Source organism: Phocaeicola oris (assembly GCF_021295095.1).
GTDB classification, from domain to species: domain Bacteria; phylum Bacteroidota; class Bacteroidia; order Bacteroidales; family Bacteroidaceae; genus Phocaeicola; species Phocaeicola oris.
In genome coordinates this window covers 43,608-63,177 of record NZ_JAJLQX010000001.1, presented here as the reverse complement: position 1 = coordinate 63,177, position 19,570 = coordinate 43,608, and the positions used below count along the sequence as shown (strand labels likewise).

The window sequence follows — 19,570 nt, the reverse complement described above, 5'->3', positions numbered from 1 at the left end:
TCAATTAGGAATTATCAAGGTCATAGCCTCTGGTAAAACATTCACTTTAAGAGGAAAATGCTTTTCCTTCAATAATCTGCCATCCAAACTAATAGGAGCATTTTGTGCACGTAATACTTTAACTTCTTTCGTACGATAAGGATGGACTACTTTATGGTTTAAGAAACGTCCTCGAAGCAACATCCAAAGACCGGAAATCAACTGTCCGAACTTAGGCCGATCAACAACAGACACATCAAGTAATCCGTTATATGGCGAAGCACTTGGAGTCTGTCCGTATCCTTGGCAATTCCCTATACATACTGTCATGAATCGCCCACTTATATGTTCTCCATTGACTCTGATATGTGTTCTGTACTGCTTACGCTCAAATCCTAATAGCACCATAGAGTTAATAAACGACAACGTTTGCATTCCCCAAAAGCGTTCGGTCCGGCTGGAGTATTGTACAATTTTAGCTCCTAAACCTATATAAATAGCATTTACAAAATAACGTGAAACATGTAATTGTCCATTAAAGAAATTACAAATACCCACGTCAATCTTACGAGTACGATGGTTAATGATACAGTCGATAGCATGCTTATAATCATCCTCGTCCAGTCCCCAGAATCCGGCAAAGTCGTTACCTGTTCCATTGGGTATAATTCCAAAAGCAATAGATGCTTTATCTGGTACATTTGAAGTCAAAATACCGTTTATGGCATCATTAATAGCTCCATCGCCACCCACAACAACAATAGTCTTATAACCGTTATCGGCCAAAATACGGGCTAATCGTTCAATAGAGCCATAACCTTCCGACTGTACATAATCGAACATTACATTCTTGCTCTCCATGTACTGACGAATTTTGTTCCAGCGTTTCTGTTTCTTTCTGGTACCTGCTTTTGGGTTATAAATTATTCCCCATCTGTTCAGATCTACTGCCATATACCTTAATTCTTTTTATATAAATTTAAAATCTCATCCACTTTCTCCTCCAACGAAAGGGTTCCATCAATCCAATGAATGGTAAAGCCTCTTCGTTCCATTCCACGGAACCACGTCATTTGACGCTTGGCAAACTGATGAATAGCTATCTCCAGCAATCTGAACATCTCCTCGTATGTAAGTTTTCCTATTACATACTCGGTGAGGAATTTATATTCCAAACCGTAATAGATCAAATCTGCAGCAGAAATACCCTCTTTCAACAAGTCTCTCACCTCGTCCACCATACCACTTTCCAATCTTTGCCTCAATCGTTTGGATATCTTCTCTCTTCGAAGATTTCTGTCGACATTTATACCGATAATCAAACTGTTCAGCTGAGGAAAATCTCTGCGTTCAGTTGGTTGTCGAAGATAATATTCCTCTATTTCTATTGCCCGAATAGCCCGCTGAACTGTATCCACATCAGTCGTATTATGCAATTTTTTATAGGTAGTCAATTGTTTTGTCAACTCTTCTAAGGAAACATCAGCCAACCTTGATCGAAGCTCAGGGTTAGCCGGAACATCAAACAATTTATATCCTTTCAAAACTGATTCCAAATATAAACCGGTTCCTCCACATAATACCGGAACTTTATGCTTAGCTATAATTTCATTATATGCTTTCAAAAAATCACGTTGATACTCAAATAAGCTATATCTGTATCCCGGCTCCACTATGTCTATAAGATGATAAGGAATAGGTGTGCCATTCACCATATAATCTTCCAAGTCCTTTCCTGTTCCCAAATTCATTCTCCTGTATACCTGACGACTATCACCACTGATAATTTCCGTATTCAGACGATAAGCCAATGCAGCTGCTATGGGAGTTTTTCCCGAAGCTGTAGGACCTAAAATCGTTATCAAATCATAGTTTCCCATTCTTTTTAGTCATCAAATTACACAAAGGTAATGAATTTATTTTTATTCCTCACAAACACTCATAAAAAAGCCGCCTACAAAAAGTAGACGGCTTTTTTTTAGATATAATAATCAGATTAATGCTTGCTGTTATAAGCATTCATAACCTTGATTAAATCGATTACTTTATGAGAATAACCAAACTCATTATCGTACCAAGAAACAATCTTAACGAAGTTGTCTGTCAAGTGAACACCTGCAGTAGCGTCGTAAATTGATGTACGTGGATCATCCAAGAAATCAGAAGAAACAACAGCGTCTTCTGTATAACCTAAAATGCCTTTCAAATTAGTTTCAGAAGCTTTCTTCATAGCAACATCAATCTCAGCCTGAGTAGCCGGCTTCTTCAAGTTAACTGTCAAGTCAACAACAGAAACATCCAACGTCGGAACACGCATTGAAATACCTGTCAATTTACCGTTCAGTTCAGGAATAACCTTACCAACAGCCTTAGCAGCACCTGTTGTTGAAGGGATAATATTGCCGGAAGCGGCACGACCACCTCTCCAGTCTTTACCACCCTTAGAAGGACCATCCACTGTTAACTGAGTTGCTGTTGTTGAATGAACGGTAGTCATCAAACCTGTTTCAATACCGAAATTATCATTCAATACTTTAGCGATAGGAGCCAAACAGTTTGTTGTACAAGAAGCATTAGAAACAATCTTCTGACCTTCATATTTATCTGTGTTAACGCCACATACAAACATATCAGCCTGACGACCATCCTCACCCTTCTTTGAAGGAGCTGACAATACAACATACTTAGCACCGGCTTTCAAATGTTTCTCCGCACGATCCATTGTCAAATAGAAACCTGTTGATTCAACGATATACTCAGCACCAACTTCGCCCCATTTAATGTTCTCAGCATCCTTCTCAGCGAAGATACGGATATCTTTACCATTAACAACTAATGTATGCTCATCTTTAACAGATACTGTGCCTTTGAACTTTCCGTGCATTGTATCATACTTCAGCAAATATGCCAAGTAATCAACTGACAGAAGGTCATTGATAGCTACAACTTCAACATCGTTCTTGTTAGCCTCTTCAAGAGTTGAACGGAATACAAAACGGCCGATACGACCGAAACCGTTAATACCAATTTTAATCATTTTATTTGTAATTTATAAATGGTTTAAAAATAATCCGCGCTTAAAATATCACTGTCAAAGTTTTTTTCTCTTTGACGGTGCAAAGTTATAAAAATCTTTCTATATTTGCACAGGGATTAATTATTAAATTTTATAAAATTAAGTTCTTTTATTTATGGGAAAATTTCTTTCTGAGTTCAAAAACTTTGCTATGCGTGGCAATGTTATGGACATGGCTGTCGGTGTGATCATTGGCGGTGCATTTGGTAAAATCGTAAGTTCTTTGGTGGGTGATATCATTATGCCTATCATTGGTGTTATTACGGGTGGTGTCGATTTCTCAAACCTTTCCGCGAAAATTAGCGATGCTACCGTAAACTATGGTATGTTCATCCAGAACATTATAGACTTCCTTATCATCGCGTGGTGTATCTTCATTATGGTAAAGGCTGTAAACAAGCTCTCAAAGAAGAAAAAAGAAGAACCTGCTGCCCCTCCTGCTCCTACTAAAGAAGAAATCCTGTTGACAGAAATCCGCGATTTGCTGAAAAATAAATAAGATTTGAATTAATAAAAACAAATTGAGTGCATAATCAATATAATATTTGGCTATGCACTCTTTTTTCTTTATATTCGCACCCTAATTCGAAATAATCTTTTCCGTATGCAACAAAAAATCGTTATTCTCGACTTCGGTTCACAAACCACACAACTTATTGGTCGCCGTGTACGTGAACTTGATACATTTTGTGAGATTTTCCCTTACAACAAGTTTCCAAAAGATGACTCAGATATTATTGGCGTCATTCTCAGCGGATCCCCGTATTCTGTACACGACCCGAAAGGCTTCAAGGTTGACCTCAGTCAGTTCATCGGTCGTATACCGGTACTCGGCATTTGCTATGGTGCCCAGTTCATCGCTCATACACTGGGGGGAAAAGTAGAGAAAACAGCAGCTCACGAATATGGCCGTGCTCTCCTTCAGGAGTTTGACGCAACGGATCCGCTCTTTAAGGGATTCACTCCCAACTCACAAGTTTGGATGAGTCATGGCGATACCATTACGGCTATCCCTTCCGATTGTCATGTCATAGCATCAACTAACGATGTGAAGTTCGCGGCTTACGCAAGCAGCAAACAACCGGTTTGGGCTGTTCAGTTCCATCCCGAAGTGTTCCACACAACTCAAGGTACCCAACTGTTGAAGAACTTTGTGGTTGACATCTGCGGAAGCCGTCAGGAATGGAGCGCGGCATCGTTCATCGACTCTACCGTTGAAGAACTGAAGAAACAATTGGGAAACGACCGGGTCATTCTCGGATTAAGCGGTGGCGTTGACTCTTCTGTTTGCGCTACCTTATTAAATAGAGCCATCGGCAAAAACCTTACCTGTATTTTTGTTGACCATGGAATGCTTCGTAAGAATGAATTCCAAAAAGTAATGAACGAATACTCAGGTTTGGGGCTGAATGTTATTGGGGTCGATGCCGGCGAAAAGTTTTTTAAGGACTTAAAAGGCGTGACAGACCCTGAGCAAAAACGTAAAATCATAGGTCGAAACTTTGTTGAAGTATTCAACACCGAAGCAAAGAAGATTACTGACGCGAAATGGCTTGCGCAGGGAACTATCTACCCCGACCGCATAGAAAGTCTGAACATTACAGGGCAGACTATTAAAAGCCATCATAATGTAGGCGGGCTTCCTAAAGAAATGAAATTACAACTTTGTGAACCGCTGCAATGGCTGTTTAAGGATGAAGTGCGTCGTGTAGGACACGAATTGGACATGCCCGAAAGCTTGATTATGCGTCATCCGTTCCCGGGACCTGGACTGGCTGTCCGCATCTTAGGAGACATCACTCCAGAAAAAGTTGAGATTCTTCAGAATGCCGATGACATCTTCGTGGAAGGTCTACATAACTGGATTTGTGAGGATGGAAAACCTTTATACGATCATGTATGGCAAGCCGGTGCCATTCTCTTATCTACTGTTCGCAGTGTTGGTGTCATGGGTGATGAACGTACATACGAACATCCCGTTGCGCTCCGTGCCGTAACAAGTACGGACGCAATGACAGCCGATTGGGCTCATCTTCCTTATGAATTCCTTGCAAAAGTTTCCAACGAAATCATCAATAAAGTAAAGGGAGTCAATCGAGTATGCTATGATATTTCCTCAAAACCACCTTCGACAATTGAGTGGGAATAAAAACAAAATAGATAACATAATAAAGTGATGCGTATAAAGCGATAAAGTGATGCGTATAAAGCGATAAAGTGATACGCATGAACTGATCAACTCATACGCATGAATCATCCAACTCATACGCATCACTTTGTTGTTTTATACGCATGAACTTGAGAAGTCATGCTCATCATATTCTAAGATGATGCATATAACCATATTACTTTCTAATTATCTCTAACTCAAAAGAAACGGGATAACGCTAAGCATTATCCCGCAAATCAATAATTTATGAATAAAAGAGTAAATCAAATGATTTACTTATACGAATCTTGCAATATGTTTACTATATCAGTGTGCGTGAGTGGCTGACGATCCATCTGTACCAAACCTCCCATTACTTCAAGGGCATTGGCAGCCATCTTATTGAACTCATCCCGAGTAATACCGTAATCGCTCATTTTCAGATTATCTACTTCACAGGCTTTCTGTATGTCTGTCAAAGCGGTAATGAAATCCATCGGTTCTTTTGCGTCAGCTTTCCCTAACATCTTTGCCATACGGATAAAGCGCTCATCGCATACATGTTGCTTAATAATAGTAGTATAAAATGCCTTTGAAATCATAATCAAGCCGGCTCCATGCGGAAGTTCTCCATGAAAAGCACTCAACGCATGCTCAATGCTGTGTTCAGCTGTACACGATGCTGTCATCATAGAATATCCCGATAGCGTATTCGCAAATGCCATGTGAGCACGAGCTTCCATGTTTTTCCCATCCTTATATGCAATAGGAAGATACTCTCCTATAATACGAATTACAGTCTCTTCCACCATGTCGCTGAACAGGTTACTCGGCTTAGAGATATAACCTTCAGTGGAATGGAACAAGGCATCAAAACCTTGGTATGCAGTGAACTTAGGAGGAACGCTGGTCATGAGTTCCGGATCAACAATAGCTATAAGCGGTAAAATACCGGGATGGACAATACCTATCTTCTCGTTGGTTTCGGGATTGGTGATAACGCCACCACAATCAACTTCCGAACCTGTTCCGGCTGTAGTAGTAATAGCAATAATAGGCAACGGAGCATTCTTGGCAAAGATGCGCTTTCCTGTTCCACCAAAAGCATAATCCCATAAATCGCCCGGATTAGTCGCGTTGAGCGCAATAGCCTTTGCGCAGTCCATAACCGAACCTCCTCCAAGCGCTACTACAAAATCACAATTGTTCGCACGAGCTACAGTGGCACCTTCCTCAGCCGTTGCCTTCAACGGGTTAGCCTGTACCTTATCAAACAAGACATAAGAAACTCCGGCTTGTTCCAGTTCCTTTACCGTACGGTCAAGATAGCCGTTCACACGTGTAGACTTTCCATTCGAGATAACCAACAACGCTTTCTTTCCCGGAAGAACTTGGTTATGCAACTCGTTCAACTTCCCTGGACCAAACAATACCTGTGTTGAAACTCCAAAATTATAGCTTAAACCTGTTTGTATCATAATATATGGTTTAGTATTACTACATGCAAATTTAAAATTAAAAAACAATATAAGAAATATTCATACGAATAATTTAATATAAAATTTACGAAAGACGCAAAAAGGTTATACACTTCTCTAAATCATATTTCACATTGTAAATCGTAAAGTAAACTGATTTTTTATTAAATTTGTCGCATTATAAACGAATATGAAATATGGATCATTTACCTGAAAACGACATACCTATGCTTGTCTCTGCCATCAATTTCCTATTGAGAGACGAAATGTTCAACAATTTAGATGAGATTTGCTATCATTATAATGTCGACCGTAAAGAACTTGAAAAGAAATTAGCTGACAACGGTTACCGCTATGATGGAAAACAAAATAGAATTTGGTAAATAAATTATGATAACCAAAGACAGCATAGAAGCTGCGTATTGTTTCTTTCATCAGAAATGGAAAGTATACGAGAAATCTAACAGCAGCACACAGAAAGATGAGATAGAAATAGCCATTAACTCGTATATAATACAAATGAATAAAGATTTGTATGCAAAGATTGCGGAAGGAAACGATAGCTACTTGCTCGATCATACCACTTTCGCGCACGACCTTTCTTCATCGGTCGACCGATTGGAAAGATTATTATCATTATCGTAAATAACTATATATGACTATGTTGGATGAAAAGAAATCACCAAGAGAATTACGTAATGATTTACTTGCTCAGAAGCTCATAAAAAACCTGAACATGCGTCATTACGATGCTTATTACTGCCCTACCGCTAAGGAAGCACTCCGAAAAGCATTGAAAATCATTCCTAAGGGTTGTTCTATCTCATGGGGAGGTTCCATGAGTATCCGTGATATGGGACTGACTGAGGCGCTGAAAAATGGAGACTATCAGGTATTCGACCGTGACGATGTCACTACGCAAGAAGATAAAGCGCGAATTTACCGTAAAGCATTTGAATGTGATTTCTATCTGGCCGGCGTGAACGCTATCAGCGAAGACGGAATCATCGTCAATATTGATAGTAACGGTAACCGTGTGGCTGCCATCACTTTCGGTCCTGAACATGTATTGCTCGTCGTAGGCATGAACAAAGTATGTCAGGATATAGACGCGGCTGTTAAACGCGCTCGATCGACCGCCGCTCCAATTAACATGGCTCGTTTCGACCATAATCAGACTCCGTGTAAAACTGATGGAATCTGTCATAACTGCAAGTCGCCCGACAGTATCTGTAATTATATATCCATCATGCGAATGTCACATCCTGCCAAGCGTCACATCGTTCTGTTGGTCGGAGAAAATTTAGGTTATTAAATAACCGTTAGATTTAAAGAAGAATTATTGGGCAGATAAATATAAAATTGTACTTTTGCGCCCATATTAACATAAATTATTTGATACATGAAGAGGTATATAACACTTCTCGTCGCTATTCTGTTTTGCGGAATGCTCTCTGCGCAGAACTTACAGTTCCATTATGATTTAGGACACAGCTTATTCGATGGATTAAGCAATCGTCCGAGTGTTACAACTACTATTGAGATGTTCAAACCCGACCGCTGGGGAAGCACATTCTTCTTTGTCGATCTGGATTATTATCACGATGGTATAGCCGGTGCCTATTGGGAAGTGGCACGCGAACTGAATGTTTCGAAAAATAAAATGTGGGCTGCTCATGTGGAATATAACGGAGGTATGCAGGGCAATCAAGTAGGAAATTACGCTAACCGATTCCAACACGCCATATTAGTTGGTCCGGCATGGAACTGGCACAGTGCCGACTTCTCGCGTACATTTTCTCTGCAAGCTATGTATAAGTATTATTTCAAGGGACAAAATGCATGGAACAGTCCGTTCAGCGGATTTCAACTTACTGAAGTCTGGGGCATCACCTTCGCTAATAAGGCTTGTACTTTTTCCGGATTCTGTGATTTATGGTACGATCCAAATGTAAACGGAAAATGGATTCTGCTTTCTGAGCCGCAGTTCTGGTATAACATGAACACCCTTCAGGGATGTGAGGATTTTAATCTGAGTATCGGTACCGAGGTAGAAATCAGTAACAACTTTGTATATAATCGGGACAGCAAGAACAACAAGTTCTATGCCATCCCGACACTTGCCATTAAATGGACCTTCTGATTATCCAAAGATAAAATTTAGAATAAACAGAACACTAAGTATTGCTAAGGTAGGATTTACTTTCTTATATTCACCGATGCAAAGTTTCATAATAACATAACTGAGGATTCCCAGGCAAATACCATCGGCAATGCTGTAACAAAGCACCATTGTAATCATGGTAATGAAAGCCGGGAACGCTTCGGATATGTTGGTTAAATCTATCCGTTTCACGGAATCAATCATCAGTACACCAACCAATACCAACGCTCCACTGGTCGCGGCACCCGGAATAAGCAGGAACAACGGCGAAAGGAACAATGATAACAAAAAGAAAATACCAACTGCAAAGGATGTCAAGCCGCTTCGTCCGCCTTCGGCAATACCCGACGCGCTTTCTATATAAGTAGTAATAGTCGATGAACCAAGGATTGCTCCGGCAGTAGTACCGATGGCATCGCTCATCATGGCTTCTTTTACATGTGGAATCGTTCCGTCTTCCTCTACAATACCTGTCTTCTCGGCCAGACCAACCAATGTTCCTACGGTATCAAAAATATTAACTATCAGCAATGAAAAGATGACAATGAACATCTTGAAATTGAAAAAGTTCGTGAAATCGAACTTACAGAAGATGGGGGCTACCGATTGTGGAGCAGATACCGGCAACCAACCTTCCGGAATTTGAGTCACTCCCATTGGAATACCTATGATAGTAGCCATGATAATACCATAAAACAACGCTCCTTTTACCTTGCGAGCCATGAGTATACCGCTTAACAGTATGGCAATTATACCCAAAATGGCTGTCGGAGTGAACTTTCCTAATCCGACAAAGGTATCAGGATTAGCCACTATAATACCGGCATTCTTCAAACCGATGAAAGCAATGAACATTCCGATGCCCGCCGAGATAGCATACCGCAGATTAACAGGAATACTGTTCAATATCAATTCACGTACATTTAAAAACGTGATAAGGATAAATATAATTCCTTCAATGAGCAATGCGGCCAACGATTGTTGCCAAGTGAATCCCATCGCCTGACAAAGAGTGAAGGCAAAAAACGCATTCAATCCCATACTCGGGGCCTGAGCGAACGGCAATTTGGCCATCACTGCCAACAGAATGGTTGCTATAGCCGAAGCGATAGCCGTACTGGTGAACAATGCCGCCTTATCCATTCCTGTAGTACTCAGAATGGCCGGATTTACGGCTAAAATATAACTCATGGTGAGGAAAGTTGTGGCTCCTGCTATAAGCTCGGTCCTCACCTTCATGCTTTTGGGATCATACCCAAACAATTTTTGTAATACCATTTTTGTTTTGATTTATGACATGAAATATTTATTTCTCGAAAAGATGCTTTATGGCGTATATCGGATTATAGAAAAACATCCTCGGTCCTACCCACCGCATCACTTCCCTGATTTGCTCTCTTTGCTTTGGCGCATAACAATGTATCGGGCAGTTCTTACACGATGTCTTCTTCTCTCCGAACGTACAGTGATCTAAACGATTGCAGGCATAATCGGTCAACTGTTTGTATTCCTCCGATATTTCCGACTGTTTCAGCTTATGCTTGGAGTACAACGCTATCATTTCACGAACAGTAGTCTTTTCTCTTTCTATTCTGCCTGACATTCTTATAAATTGTCTATATCCCCCGCGTTCCGTTCCATGATGCTCGCTGCCAGATTATCACCACATTGAACGATAGATACCAATGGATAACGTGTCTTGGCAGCATCATAGTTTTTCATATCCTCTACACTGTTCAGATTCAGTCCGAATGCTCCCATATGCCAACGAATAGCCAACATTTCGTCATCGTTCAGTTCCAAACCACTGTATAGCAACAGAACAACCGACTTTTCTCCATGCCCCATCGGAAAGTTCTTATACGATACCCTATAGCCTTCATAATCTTCCCACTCGCCCAGCACATTCTTACGCCTCTTGGTAGAACGGATATACACATCTTCTTTACATACATCGTGCAACAGGCTTGCCAGAATAACGCTTTCTCTTTTCACTTCACCTGCCAGCGTGGGCTCCAGCTTCTGCATGTTCTCATATAGCATAAGCGCGGCCTTACACGTATTCAGCGAGTGAACCAGCAATCCACCTTCTACATTCAGATGATGCCCTGCCGACGCAGGAGCGGTGAAGAACCCGTTCTTCTCCAAGTCTTCTATCACGTAATCCACCCCTTCCCGCTCCGTCGATTTAAGCAGAGTAATGAATTCTTTTTTATTCGCTTCTATATCAATTTTCATCTCTGTTATTGTTTTGTTAAAGCATACAAAGATAATTAAAATCATTATCTCTGCTAATAAAATAAAGACAAAAGTAACACGCCAATACTGATACGTATGAACAGATAAACTGATACGCATGAACGGATAAACTCATACGCATGAACCGAACAACTCATACGCATGAACCGAACAACTCATACGCATGAACCGAACAACTCATACGCATGAACCGAACAACTCATCAGCATCACTTGGCACTCTCATTGGTATGACTTTTCATAACGATAAGCATTTACTCAGCCACTTTCTCCAAGCGTTTCATCATGGCGAACATAAAGAGAGCGGAGATAACGCAAAATACAATAAATACCATCCATACGAACCACAACGGATAACTGCCCCAAAGGAATCCGCCTACGCTGACTAAGATATTTCCAAGCGCGGTGGAAACGAACCAACCTCCCATCATCAAGCCTTTATACTTCGGAGGCGATACTTTTGATACAAAAGAAATGCCCATCGGACTCAACAACAGTTCGGCAAAAGTGATGATGAGGTAGTTTACTATTAACCAGTTGGCCGATACGAAAGTACCATCATCTCCTGCTAATTTTTGTTGATCGGGAGTATTCAGCCCGAAAGACGCAATGAGCATTACGACGTATGCCAAGGAAGCAACAAGCATTCCATAAGCAATCTTTCGAGGCGCGGAAGGTTCTTTATCCTTCTTTGCCAACGCTCCAAATATAGCCAAACTGACCGGTGTGAGCGCTACCACAAAGAAAGCTCCGAATTGCTGAAAAATAGGCGCGCTGATATCTATGACTTGATTCGCCTGTGTATACTTATAAATAAGTACAGCCATGGCAAAAATAATGACATCCGACGCGATATAACGGGCACGCTTTGTCTTGCTTTGAAATAAACTGAACGTAGCGTATACGATGAAAATAATCATGACTAAATTTACCACATCAAACCACATGCTCTGTAAGCCGTAAGAAGTCTTTTGGGTGAATTCGTCGGCAAAATAAGTCAGCGTAAGACCGTTTTGATTATACGACATCCAGAAAAAGATAACAACAGCGAACACAAAACAAAGCGCAAAGATACGCGACTTTGTCTCCTTTAATGACAACTCGGCTGTGTGGCTTGCAGTCTCGGCCGATGACTGTACACTGCCCTCAACATGCCTGAAAGTATAGCGGAATGTATAATAAATAATGATGGAAACTACCATAGAAAGGCAAGCTACCGCAAAAGCGAAGTGATAAGCATCGTTAGAAGAGAAGCCAAGACTGTTCTCTGCCCATTCCTTAATGCGTACTGCCGCCGTAGGAGCAAACAGCGCGCCAATGTTCACAGCCATATAAAAAACGGAGAATCCGGCATCACGCTTGCCGGCGAGCTTAAGATCATCGTACAGATTACCCGCCATAACCTGCACATTCCCCTTATAGAGTCCCGTTCCTACGCCGATAAGCAGCAATGCTGCCAGCATAAAAATCAGGGCAAAGGTGTTTCCACCCAACGGAATAGAAAGAAGCAGATAGCCGAATAACATAACGACAATTCCTAAAGTAACCATCTTTCCATAGCCATACTTGTCGGCTAAAATACCTCCCACAATAGGCGAAAGATAAACAAATGCCAAAAACAGACTGTATATCAATCCGGCTGCTCCGGCAGAGAGTCCGAAGTTCGCTCTAAGAAAAAGGGCAAAGACAGCTATCATGGTATAGTACCCAAACCGCTCACCCGTATTGGATAAAGCCAGTGCAAACAAACCTTTAGGTTGTCCTTCAAACATAGTATTAAATATTAATATGTTTAGAATTTATGATGTAATAAGCATCTTATTATTCACATAGCCCCCCTTTTTGTATTATAAAGGAGGGCTATTTCACACTAATAAACACTATAAAAAGAGATTATTTCGCGACTTTCTCTAATCGCTTCATCATAGCGAACATGAAAGCAGCAGAGAGCGTACAAACAATAATGAATACGAGCCATACTACCCATAATGGAAGTCCGCCCCAAAGGAATCCGCCTACACTGACAAGCATGTTTCCGGCTGCTGTAGCAACAAACCAACCACCCATCATCAAACCTTTATACTTAGGAGGAGCCACTTTAGAAACAAAAGAGATACCCATCGGACTCAGTAACAATTCACCGAAAGTAAGAATAAGATAAGTGCCTATCAACCAGTTGGCAGAAACAAAAGTTCCACCATCACCGGCCACCTTCTGCGCGTCAGGCGTATTTAATCCCATAGAAGCGGCCATCATTACCAAATAAGCTACCGCTGCAACGAGCATACCATAAGCAATCTTTCGTGGTGCGGAAGGTTCTTTTCCTTTCTTGGCAAGTGAACCGAAGATAGCCATGCTGACCGGTGTCAAAGCAACAACATAGAACGGATTGAATTGCTGGAAGATGGGCGCGCTGACATCGACAGATCCGCTAATTCGCTGATATTTATAATACAATACGGCTAACGCGGCCATGATAACCACCACAGAGATGCTTTTGCCCTTAGATGTCTTGCTCTGTACCAGTGAGAATGACGCATAGACAATAAGAATAATCATAACAAGATTGATAACATCGAACGCCATACTCTGAATACCTGTAGAAGTCTTCTGAGTAAATTCGTTAGCAAAGTAAGTCAATGTCAGACCATTCTGATGAAAAGACATCCAAAAGAAAATAACAACTGCAAATACCAGACAGAGTGCCACGATACGAGCCTTTGTGTCGGCCGGAGATAGTTCTTCCTCATGTTTAGCAGCAGCGGCAGATGACTGAACACTTGCTTCGGCACTACGGAAAGTATAACGGAATGCATAATATATAAGAATAGACAACACTAATGAAAGACAGGCCACGGCAAAAGAGAAATGATAGGCATCGTTAGAAGAAAAGCCCAGACTTGTCTCAGCCCATTCTTTAATCTCAACAGCCGCTGTCGGAGCAAACAGCGCGCCAATATTGATGGCCATATAGAATATAGAGAAACCGGAATCGCGCTTATCCTTATAAAGAGGGTCATCATAAAGATTTCCTACCATAACCTGCAGATTGCCCTTAAAAAGTCCTGTACCCATACTGATAAGCAACAAAGCTGCAAGCATACAGGCCAATGCAATGGTATTTCCACCTAAAGGAACAGATAGAAACAGATAACCAAAGAACATTACAATGATTCCAATAGTAACCATCTTTCCATAGCCATACTTATCTGCCAGCATACCGCCAAACAGCGGAGCCAGATAGACCATTGCCAAGAAAATACTGTAAATTAAACCGGCTGTACCGGCAGATAAGCCAAAGTTGGCTCTTAAAAATAGGGCGAAAACAGCAATCATGGTATAATAGCCGAAACGCTCACCCGTGTTGGCCAATGCTAACGCAAAAAGGCCTTTTGGTTGTCCTTCAAACATAACAAATCCGTTTAAATTATTAATATTTCAAAGTTATTCGACAAATTTAGGAATTAAAATTAATCGTGCAAAGATTTCTTTCTTTTTATTAGATGAATCTTTTTACTGAAACTATTTGATTTTCGATGTAAAGCATTTATCTTTACACTATTATTTATCAATAATTACAATGAAAAAATTATTTCTCATTACACTTTTTTTACTATCGGCAGGCTTTACCATGGCCGATATTGTGGTCACAAAAGAAATAAAAGGACCTATCAAGTATATGAATGCCGTTAATAACGGACCGGTCCGTTCGGGTACCGACCAAACCATAGACAATTTTGCTGAATATAAAGCTGCTCATATCCCGTTTGCACGAATTCACGACGCGGCCTTCTGTGCAGCCTATGGCGGAGAACACGTGGTAGATATCACAAGTATTTTCCCCGATTTCGCAAAGGATGTAAATGCCCCTGACTCATACGATTTTACTCTGACCGACATTTATCTGAAAAATATTCAAGATGCCGGAACAAATGTCTTCTATCGCTTAGGACAGAAGATAGAGCATGCAAAGAAGAAATATGGCATATATCCTCCAAAGGATTATAAAAAATGGGCTCAGATATGTGAGCATATCATCCGTCATTATACCGAAGGATGGAATAACGGATACCATTGGAACATCCCATACTGGGAGATTTGGAATGAGCCTGATTTGGATGAAGATGGTGACCGATGGAAAACTGATCCACGCACTTGGGGAGGCACCGCAGAGCAGTTCTTTGAATTCTACAAAACCGTAGCGCAATATCTGAAAAGTTGTTTCCCGAACCAGAAGATAGGAGGACCGGCTCTCTGTTGTAATGATGACTGGGGTGACCGATTCCTTGCTTACATGCACAATCACAATGTAAAAATGGATTTCTTCAGTTGGCACATTTATGCACAAAGTCCGCTGGATATAGCTAACAAAGCCGACCGCATCAGAACCATGATGAAAATACATGGATACGGCGATATAGAATCTATTCTGAACGAATGGAACTATGTGAAGGGTTGGACAAAAGATTATCCGTATAGTATACAGACTATAAACAATCAGAAAGGCGCAGCGTTTACCCTATCGACAATGATTGTCTGTCAGGACAAACCTGTAGACATGTTAATGTATTATGATGCTCGCGTCGATATATTTTTTAACGGGCTGTTTGATTCCTACACACTGAAGCCAAGAGCCTGCTACTATGGTTTCTACGCATGGAACAAACTGATACAGCTTGGCCAACAGCTGAAAGTGAATGTGGATGAAAAAGATGTCTATGTCACTGCTGCTCAAGGCAAAGACGGAAAAATAGGAATCCTCATCAGCCGTTACAGCAACGATGATAACACCAGCAGTGTTGAGAAGTATAAAGTCAGCATTGCCAATGAAAGCATCCAATCGGCTATCGGACATTTGACCGACACATCTCACTTATATACAGAGGTTCCCGTAAATGTGGAGAATGGAGAGATTGAAGTACTTTTGGAACCGAATGCCTTTATTTTTATAGAGATATAATATTAAAACAATACACAAGTCTGAGCTCCTGTCGCCTTAATCAAATCGGCAGGAGCTATTTTTAACTGCAATCCTCTCATTCCTGCACTGACATAGATATGCTCAAACTGCAGACACGTTTCATGAATGTATGTTGGGAAGTGTTTCTTCATTCCTATGGGCGAACATCCCCCACGGATATATCCGGTAAGCGGAAGAAGCTCTTTTAAATGAATCAGGTCACACTTCTTATTTCCCGAAACTTTTGCCGCAAGCTTCAAATTTATTTCATGCTCTCCCGGAATGACACAGATGAAATGCCCTGTCTTATCGCCTTCAAGAACCAAAGTTTTATATACCTGATCAATATTTTCACCCAGACTGTCGGCTACATGCTGAGCACTTAAATCGGTCTCGTCCACACTATAAGGAACCAGTTCATAAGAAATTTTCTGCCGGTCTAACAAACGAGCTGCATTTGTTTTTGTAACTTTCATCGCCATATCATTGCACTTTATCCGAAGAATCGTTCCCTTTCTTGTAAAGGTCAAGTTCCTCTTTTAAATATTTAGGAGTATATCCTTTCTCACTTTTCGCTACTTGCTCGGGAGTGGAGGCAGAGAGTACCTGACCACCGTTTCTACCGCCATCAGGCCCCATATCTATAATATAATCGGCCTGCTTGATAACGTCCAGATTATGCTCAATGACAATCACCGTATTACCCTTATCTACCAATCGATTCAATACATTCATCAAAACACGAATATCCTCAAAGTGCAAACCGGTAGTCGGCTCATCTAAAATATAAACAGTCTTGCCGGTATCACGCTTCGAAAGCTCAGTCGCAAGTTTCACACGCTGACTTTCTCCTCCCGACAAAGTAGTAGATGGCTGCCCCAACTTGATATAACCAAGTCCTACATCCTGCAATACCTTTATTTTATTTAATATAGACGGAATATTTTCAAAGAACTCCACTGCTCTATTTATGGTCATATCGAGCACATCGGCAATAGATTTCCCTTTAAATCGAACCTCTAAAGTTTCTCTGTTATAACGTTTTCCATGACAAACTTCACATGGTACAAGCACATCGGGAAGAAAGTTCATCTCAATAGTTTTATATCCGTTTCCACTGCAGGCTTCACAACGTCCTCCTGTTACATTAAAAGAGAAGCGTCCGGGTTTATAGCCGCGAATCTTCGCCTCGGGCAGGCTGACAAACAAATTACGAATATCGGAGAATACGCCGGTATAGGTAGCAGGATTAGAACGTGGAGTTCGTCCTAATGGCGACTGATCTACATTAACTACCTTATCAACATTCTCCATTCCTTCAATGCTGTCGTATGGTAATGGATCTTGTAAAGAGCGATAAAAATGTTGAGAGAGAATTGGCTGGAGCGTTTCATTAACCAGCGTGGACTTGCCACTACCCGATACTCCCGTCACACAAATCAACTTGCCCAATGGGAACTCCACATCCACATTCTTCAGATTATTTCCTCGTGCACCATGCAGAATAATAGATTTCCCATTCCCCTTACGGCGTTTGGCCGGAACGTCTATCTTCTGCTCACCGGTTAGATATTGGGATGTAAGTGTATCTTTTTTCAACATCTCACGCGGAGTTCCTTGGAATACCACCTCACCTCCCAACCTGCCTGCTCTTGGTCCCATGTCAACCACATAATCGGCATTAAGCATCATGTCTTTATCGTGCTCCACAACGATGACGGTATTACCTGCATCACGTAATTTCTTCAACGAATTGATCAGTCGCAAATTATCCCGTTGATGGAGTCCGATACTTGGCTCATCAAGTATATAAAGTACGTTAACCAATTGGGAACCTATCTGCGTAGCCAAGCGGATCCGCTGACTCTCGCCACCCGAAAGGGAAACGGAACTTCTATTCAGTGAGAGGTAATCAAGCCCTACATCGAGCAGGAACTGCAGACGGGAACGAATCTCTTTGAGAATCTCTGTGGCAATCAACTTCTGTTTCTCCTCTAAATGTTCATCCACCGCACATATCCATTCGTATAAATCCTTGATATCCATATCAGCCAACTGCTGAATATTCTTATCGTAAATGCGATACGAGAGTGCTTCCTGATTTAATCGTGATCCGTGACAATGCGGACAGACAGCTGTCTTGGAGAACTGTTCTACCCATTTCTGTGCCGTAGCAGATGCCTCTCTATCTTGAAGCATCTGAATATATTTCACCAGTCCCTCATATTCTACAAAATAATCGGATGTAGTATGAATCAAACTGCTTTTTATCTTAATTCGTTCGGTTGAGCCATATAGAATCTCATTGATAACATCTTCCGGAATGGTACCAACAGGGTCTTTTAATGTTAATTCGTTACGCTCGAGCAAGGACGCTATCTGCCAGAAAATCATGGTATTCTTATACTTGCCTAACGGAGCAATGGCCCCTTCGTAAATAGACAAATTAGGGTCGGGAATAACTTTATCCACATCAATCAAATCGACAAATCCCAATCCTTTACAATGCGGACAAGCGCCTTCGGGAGAGTTGAATGAGAAATTGTTCGGAGCCGGCTCCTTATAAGATATACCCGACACCGGATCCATAAGCCGCTTACTATAATGACGCGCCTGATTGATGTCGGCATCAAGAATCGTCAGAAGACCGTCGCCCTGCTTCATAGCCATAGACACACTATCCCTCAACCGCTTATCGTCCTTATCGTTCACTACCATTTTATCAATCACCACTTCTATATCGTGATTCTTATAACGGTCGAGTTTCATTCCATGAACAATCTCTTTAACTTCTCCGTCTACACGGACATACAGATATCCTTTCCTACGGACTTGCTCAAAGAGTTCACGATAATGTCCCTTACGCGAATGAACTAATGGAGCCAATATAAAAATACGTTTACCCACATAATCCTTATGAATCAAATCAAGCACCTGTTCCTCGGTATATTTCACCATCCGCTCACCCGATACGTACGAATAAGCGATACCCGCTCTGGCAAAAAGCAAACGGAAATAATCGTAAATCTCGGTGATGGTACCCACAGTAGAACGAGGATTTTTATTGGTGGTCTTTTGCTCAATAGAAATGACCGGGCTCAATCCTGTAATTTTGTCTATATCAGGACGCTCCATACCACCTAAAAAGTTACGTGCATAAGCCGAAAAGGTTTCTATGTACCTACGTTGTCCCTCTGCAAAAATAGTATCGAAAGCCAATGAAGATTTCCCGCTGCCACTCAGTCCGGTAATGACTGTCAAACTGTTTCGTGGAATCCTTACATCTATATTCTTGAGATTATGTACACGAGCTCCATATACATCTATATATTCAGTTTCCTTACTCATACTCATTTTTTGAACCGACAAAGTTACTCCAATTCTCCTCAAGAAACAAGATTTCTTATATATTTATTAATAAACTTTGTTGTATGTATACTTACGTAAAGAGTTGGTTAACAACATCCGAGTTGATACGCATGAACCGAGCAACTCATGCGGATGAG

The 19,570-nt window shown here is 41.1% G+C and carries 18 protein-coding genes; 7 read left to right on the top strand and 11 right to left on the bottom strand.

The window, feature by feature from the left end; all coding sequences use genetic code 11:
- From LO761_RS00325 to gap, 3 genes are all read right to left on the bottom strand, one after another.
- Nucleotides 1–933 carry a diacylglycerol/lipid kinase family protein gene (locus tag LO761_RS00325; RefSeq protein WP_272816342.1) on the bottom strand — a complete coding sequence of 311 codons (933 nt, stop codon included), beginning with the start codon at nucleotides 931–933 and terminating at the stop codon, nucleotides 1–3.
- A gap of 5 nt (nucleotides 934–938) precedes the next feature.
- On the bottom strand, nucleotides 939–1,859 hold the full coding sequence (gene miaA, locus LO761_RS00320) for a tRNA (adenosine(37)-N6)-dimethylallyltransferase MiaA (protein WP_272816341.1): 921 nt from the start codon (nucleotides 1,857–1,859) through the stop codon (nucleotides 939–941).
- 116 nt (nucleotides 1,860–1,975) lie between these two features.
- The gene (gap, locus tag LO761_RS00315) at nucleotides 1,976–3,016 is read right to left on the bottom strand and encodes a type I glyceraldehyde-3-phosphate dehydrogenase (protein ID WP_272816340.1); all 1,041 of its coding nucleotides are present in this window, start codon (nucleotides 3,014–3,016) and stop codon (nucleotides 1,976–1,978) included.
- Between the two features lie 154 nt (nucleotides 3,017–3,170).
- Between gap and mscL the strand changes: the two genes are divergently transcribed.
- Nucleotides 3,171–3,554 carry a large-conductance mechanosensitive channel protein MscL gene (mscL, locus tag LO761_RS00310; protein ID WP_272816339.1) on the top strand — a complete coding sequence of 128 codons (384 nt, stop codon included), beginning with the start codon at nucleotides 3,171–3,173 and terminating at the stop codon, nucleotides 3,552–3,554.
- A gap of 105 nt (nucleotides 3,555–3,659) precedes the next feature.
- A complete protein-coding gene (gene guaA / locus LO761_RS00305) occupies nucleotides 3,660–5,204 on the top strand; it encodes a glutamine-hydrolyzing GMP synthase (protein WP_272816338.1) in 1,545 nt (514 codons plus the stop codon).
- 293 nt (nucleotides 5,205–5,497) lie between these two features.
- Here the strand turns inward: guaA and LO761_RS00300 are convergent, their stop codons facing one another.
- Nucleotides 5,498–6,682: an iron-containing alcohol dehydrogenase gene (locus LO761_RS00300; RefSeq protein WP_336385759.1), complete on the bottom strand. Its 1,185-nt coding sequence runs from the start codon at nucleotides 6,680–6,682 to the stop codon at nucleotides 5,498–5,500.
- 197 nt (nucleotides 6,683–6,879) lie between these two features.
- On the opposite strand from LO761_RS00300, the gene LO761_RS00295 reads away from it, so the two are divergent.
- From LO761_RS00295 to LO761_RS00280, 4 genes are all read left to right on the top strand, one after another.
- Complete coding sequence (locus tag LO761_RS00295) at nucleotides 6,880–7,065, top strand: DUF4250 domain-containing protein (RefSeq protein ID WP_272816337.1); 186 nt, start codon at nucleotides 6,880–6,882, stop codon at nucleotides 7,063–7,065.
- A gap of 7 nt (nucleotides 7,066–7,072) precedes the next feature.
- The gene (locus LO761_RS00290; protein ID WP_272816336.1) at nucleotides 7,073–7,327 is read left to right on the top strand and encodes a hypothetical protein; all 255 of its coding nucleotides are present in this window, start codon (nucleotides 7,073–7,075) and stop codon (nucleotides 7,325–7,327) included.
- Nucleotides 7,328–7,337: 10 nt separating this feature from the next.
- The gene (locus LO761_RS00285; protein WP_272816335.1) at nucleotides 7,338–7,997 is read left to right on the top strand and encodes a lactate utilization protein; all 660 of its coding nucleotides are present in this window, start codon (nucleotides 7,338–7,340) and stop codon (nucleotides 7,995–7,997) included.
- Nucleotides 7,998–8,084: 87 nt separating this feature from the next.
- A complete protein-coding gene (locus tag LO761_RS00280; protein ID WP_272816334.1) occupies nucleotides 8,085–8,825 on the top strand; it encodes a nucleoside-specific channel-forming Tsx family protein in 741 nt (246 codons plus the stop codon).
- Here the strand turns inward: LO761_RS00280 and LO761_RS00275 are convergent, their stop codons facing one another.
- The 5 genes from LO761_RS00275 to LO761_RS00255 all read right to left on the bottom strand — a co-directional run bounded on the left by LO761_RS00275 (nucleotide 8,826) and on the right by LO761_RS00255 (nucleotide 14,515).
- Nucleotides 8,826–10,124 (bottom strand): NCS2 family permease, encoded by a 1,299-nt coding sequence (locus LO761_RS00275; protein WP_272816333.1) that lies wholly within the window; start codon nucleotides 10,122–10,124, stop codon nucleotides 8,826–8,828.
- A gap of 28 nt (nucleotides 10,125–10,152) precedes the next feature.
- Entirely contained in the window at nucleotides 10,153–10,449 is a 297-nt protein-coding gene (locus LO761_RS00270; RefSeq protein WP_272816332.1) for a nitrous oxide-stimulated promoter family protein, read from the bottom strand.
- A 2-nt stretch (nucleotides 10,450–10,451) separates the two neighbouring features.
- Nucleotides 10,452–11,084, bottom strand: coding sequence for an HD family phosphohydrolase (locus LO761_RS00265; RefSeq protein WP_272816331.1), 633 nt, complete (start codon nucleotides 11,082–11,084; stop codon nucleotides 10,452–10,454).
- 274 nt (nucleotides 11,085–11,358) lie between these two features.
- Nucleotides 11,359–12,876 carry a peptide MFS transporter gene (locus LO761_RS00260; RefSeq protein WP_272816330.1) on the bottom strand — a complete coding sequence of 506 codons (1,518 nt, stop codon included), beginning with the start codon at nucleotides 12,874–12,876 and terminating at the stop codon, nucleotides 11,359–11,361.
- Between the two features lie 121 nt (nucleotides 12,877–12,997).
- Entirely contained in the window at nucleotides 12,998–14,515 is a 1,518-nt protein-coding gene (locus LO761_RS00255) for a peptide MFS transporter (RefSeq protein WP_272816329.1), read from the bottom strand.
- Nucleotides 14,516–14,684: 169 nt separating this feature from the next.
- On the opposite strand from LO761_RS00255, the gene LO761_RS00250 reads away from it, so the two are divergent.
- Entirely contained in the window at nucleotides 14,685–16,064 is a 1,380-nt protein-coding gene (locus LO761_RS00250) for a GH39 family glycosyl hydrolase (protein WP_272816328.1), read from the top strand.
- 2 nt (nucleotides 16,065–16,066) lie between these two features.
- Here the strand turns inward: LO761_RS00250 and ybaK are convergent, their stop codons facing one another.
- Nucleotides 16,067–16,540 carry a Cys-tRNA(Pro) deacylase gene (gene ybaK, locus LO761_RS00245; RefSeq protein ID WP_272816561.1) on the bottom strand — a complete coding sequence of 158 codons (474 nt, stop codon included), beginning with the start codon at nucleotides 16,538–16,540 and terminating at the stop codon, nucleotides 16,067–16,069.
- 7 nt (nucleotides 16,541–16,547) lie between these two features.
- On the bottom strand, nucleotides 16,548–19,412 hold the full coding sequence (gene uvrA, locus LO761_RS00240) for an excinuclease ABC subunit UvrA (protein WP_272816327.1): 2,865 nt from the start codon (nucleotides 19,410–19,412) through the stop codon (nucleotides 16,548–16,550).
- Nucleotides 19,413–19,570: the final 158 nt, after the last annotated feature.

Bases quoted from the DNA above. Each gene is read 5' to 3' on its own strand.
- gap (WP_272816340.1), bottom strand. From the start codon at position 3,016: ATGATTAAAATTGGTATTAACGGTTTCGGTCGTATCGGCCGTTTTGTA.
- LO761_RS00280 (WP_272816334.1), top strand. From the start codon at position 8,085: ATGAAGAGGTATATAACACTTCTCGTCGCTATTCTGTTTTGCGGAATG.
- LO761_RS00295 (WP_272816337.1), top strand. From the start codon at position 6,880: ATGGATCATTTACCTGAAAACGACATACCTATGCTTGTCTCTGCCATC.
- mscL (WP_272816339.1), top strand. From the start codon at position 3,171: ATGGGAAAATTTCTTTCTGAGTTCAAAAACTTTGCTATGCGTGGCAAT.
- LO761_RS00250 (WP_272816328.1), top strand. From the start codon at position 14,685: ATGAAAAAATTATTTCTCATTACACTTTTTTTACTATCGGCAGGCTTT.
- LO761_RS00275 (WP_272816333.1), bottom strand. From the start codon at position 10,124: ATGGTATTACAAAAATTGTTTGGGTATGATCCCAAAAGCATGAAGGTG.
- guaA (WP_272816338.1), top strand. From the start codon at position 3,660: ATGCAACAAAAAATCGTTATTCTCGACTTCGGTTCACAAACCACACAA.
- LO761_RS00325 (WP_272816342.1), bottom strand. From the start codon at position 933: ATGGCAGTAGATCTGAACAGATGGGGAATAATTTATAACCCAAAAGCA.
- LO761_RS00255 (WP_272816329.1), bottom strand. From the start codon at position 14,515: ATGTTTGAAGGACAACCAAAAGGCCTTTTTGCGTTAGCATTGGCCAAC.
- LO761_RS00260 (WP_272816330.1), bottom strand. From the start codon at position 12,876: ATGTTTGAAGGACAACCTAAAGGTTTGTTTGCACTGGCTTTATCCAAT.
- ybaK (WP_272816561.1), bottom strand. From the start codon at position 16,540: ATGAAAGTTACAAAAACAAATGCAGCTCGTTTGTTAGACCGGCAGAAA.
- LO761_RS00265 (WP_272816331.1), bottom strand. From the start codon at position 11,084: ATGAAAATTGATATAGAAGCGAATAAAAAAGAATTCATTACTCTGCTT.
- LO761_RS00300 (WP_336385759.1), bottom strand. From the start codon at position 6,682: ATGATACAAACAGGTTTAAGCTATAATTTTGGAGTTTCAACACAGGTA.
- miaA (WP_272816341.1), bottom strand. From the start codon at position 1,859: ATGGGAAACTATGATTTGATAACGATTTTAGGTCCTACAGCTTCGGGA.
- LO761_RS00285 (WP_272816335.1), top strand. From the start codon at position 7,338: ATGACTATGTTGGATGAAAAGAAATCACCAAGAGAATTACGTAATGAT.
- uvrA (WP_272816327.1), bottom strand. From the start codon at position 19,412: ATGAGTAAGGAAACTGAATATATAGATGTATATGGAGCTCGTGTACAT.
- LO761_RS00290 (WP_272816336.1), top strand. From the start codon at position 7,073: ATGATAACCAAAGACAGCATAGAAGCTGCGTATTGTTTCTTTCATCAG.
- LO761_RS00270 (WP_272816332.1), bottom strand. From the start codon at position 10,449: ATGTCAGGCAGAATAGAAAGAGAAAAGACTACTGTTCGTGAAATGATA.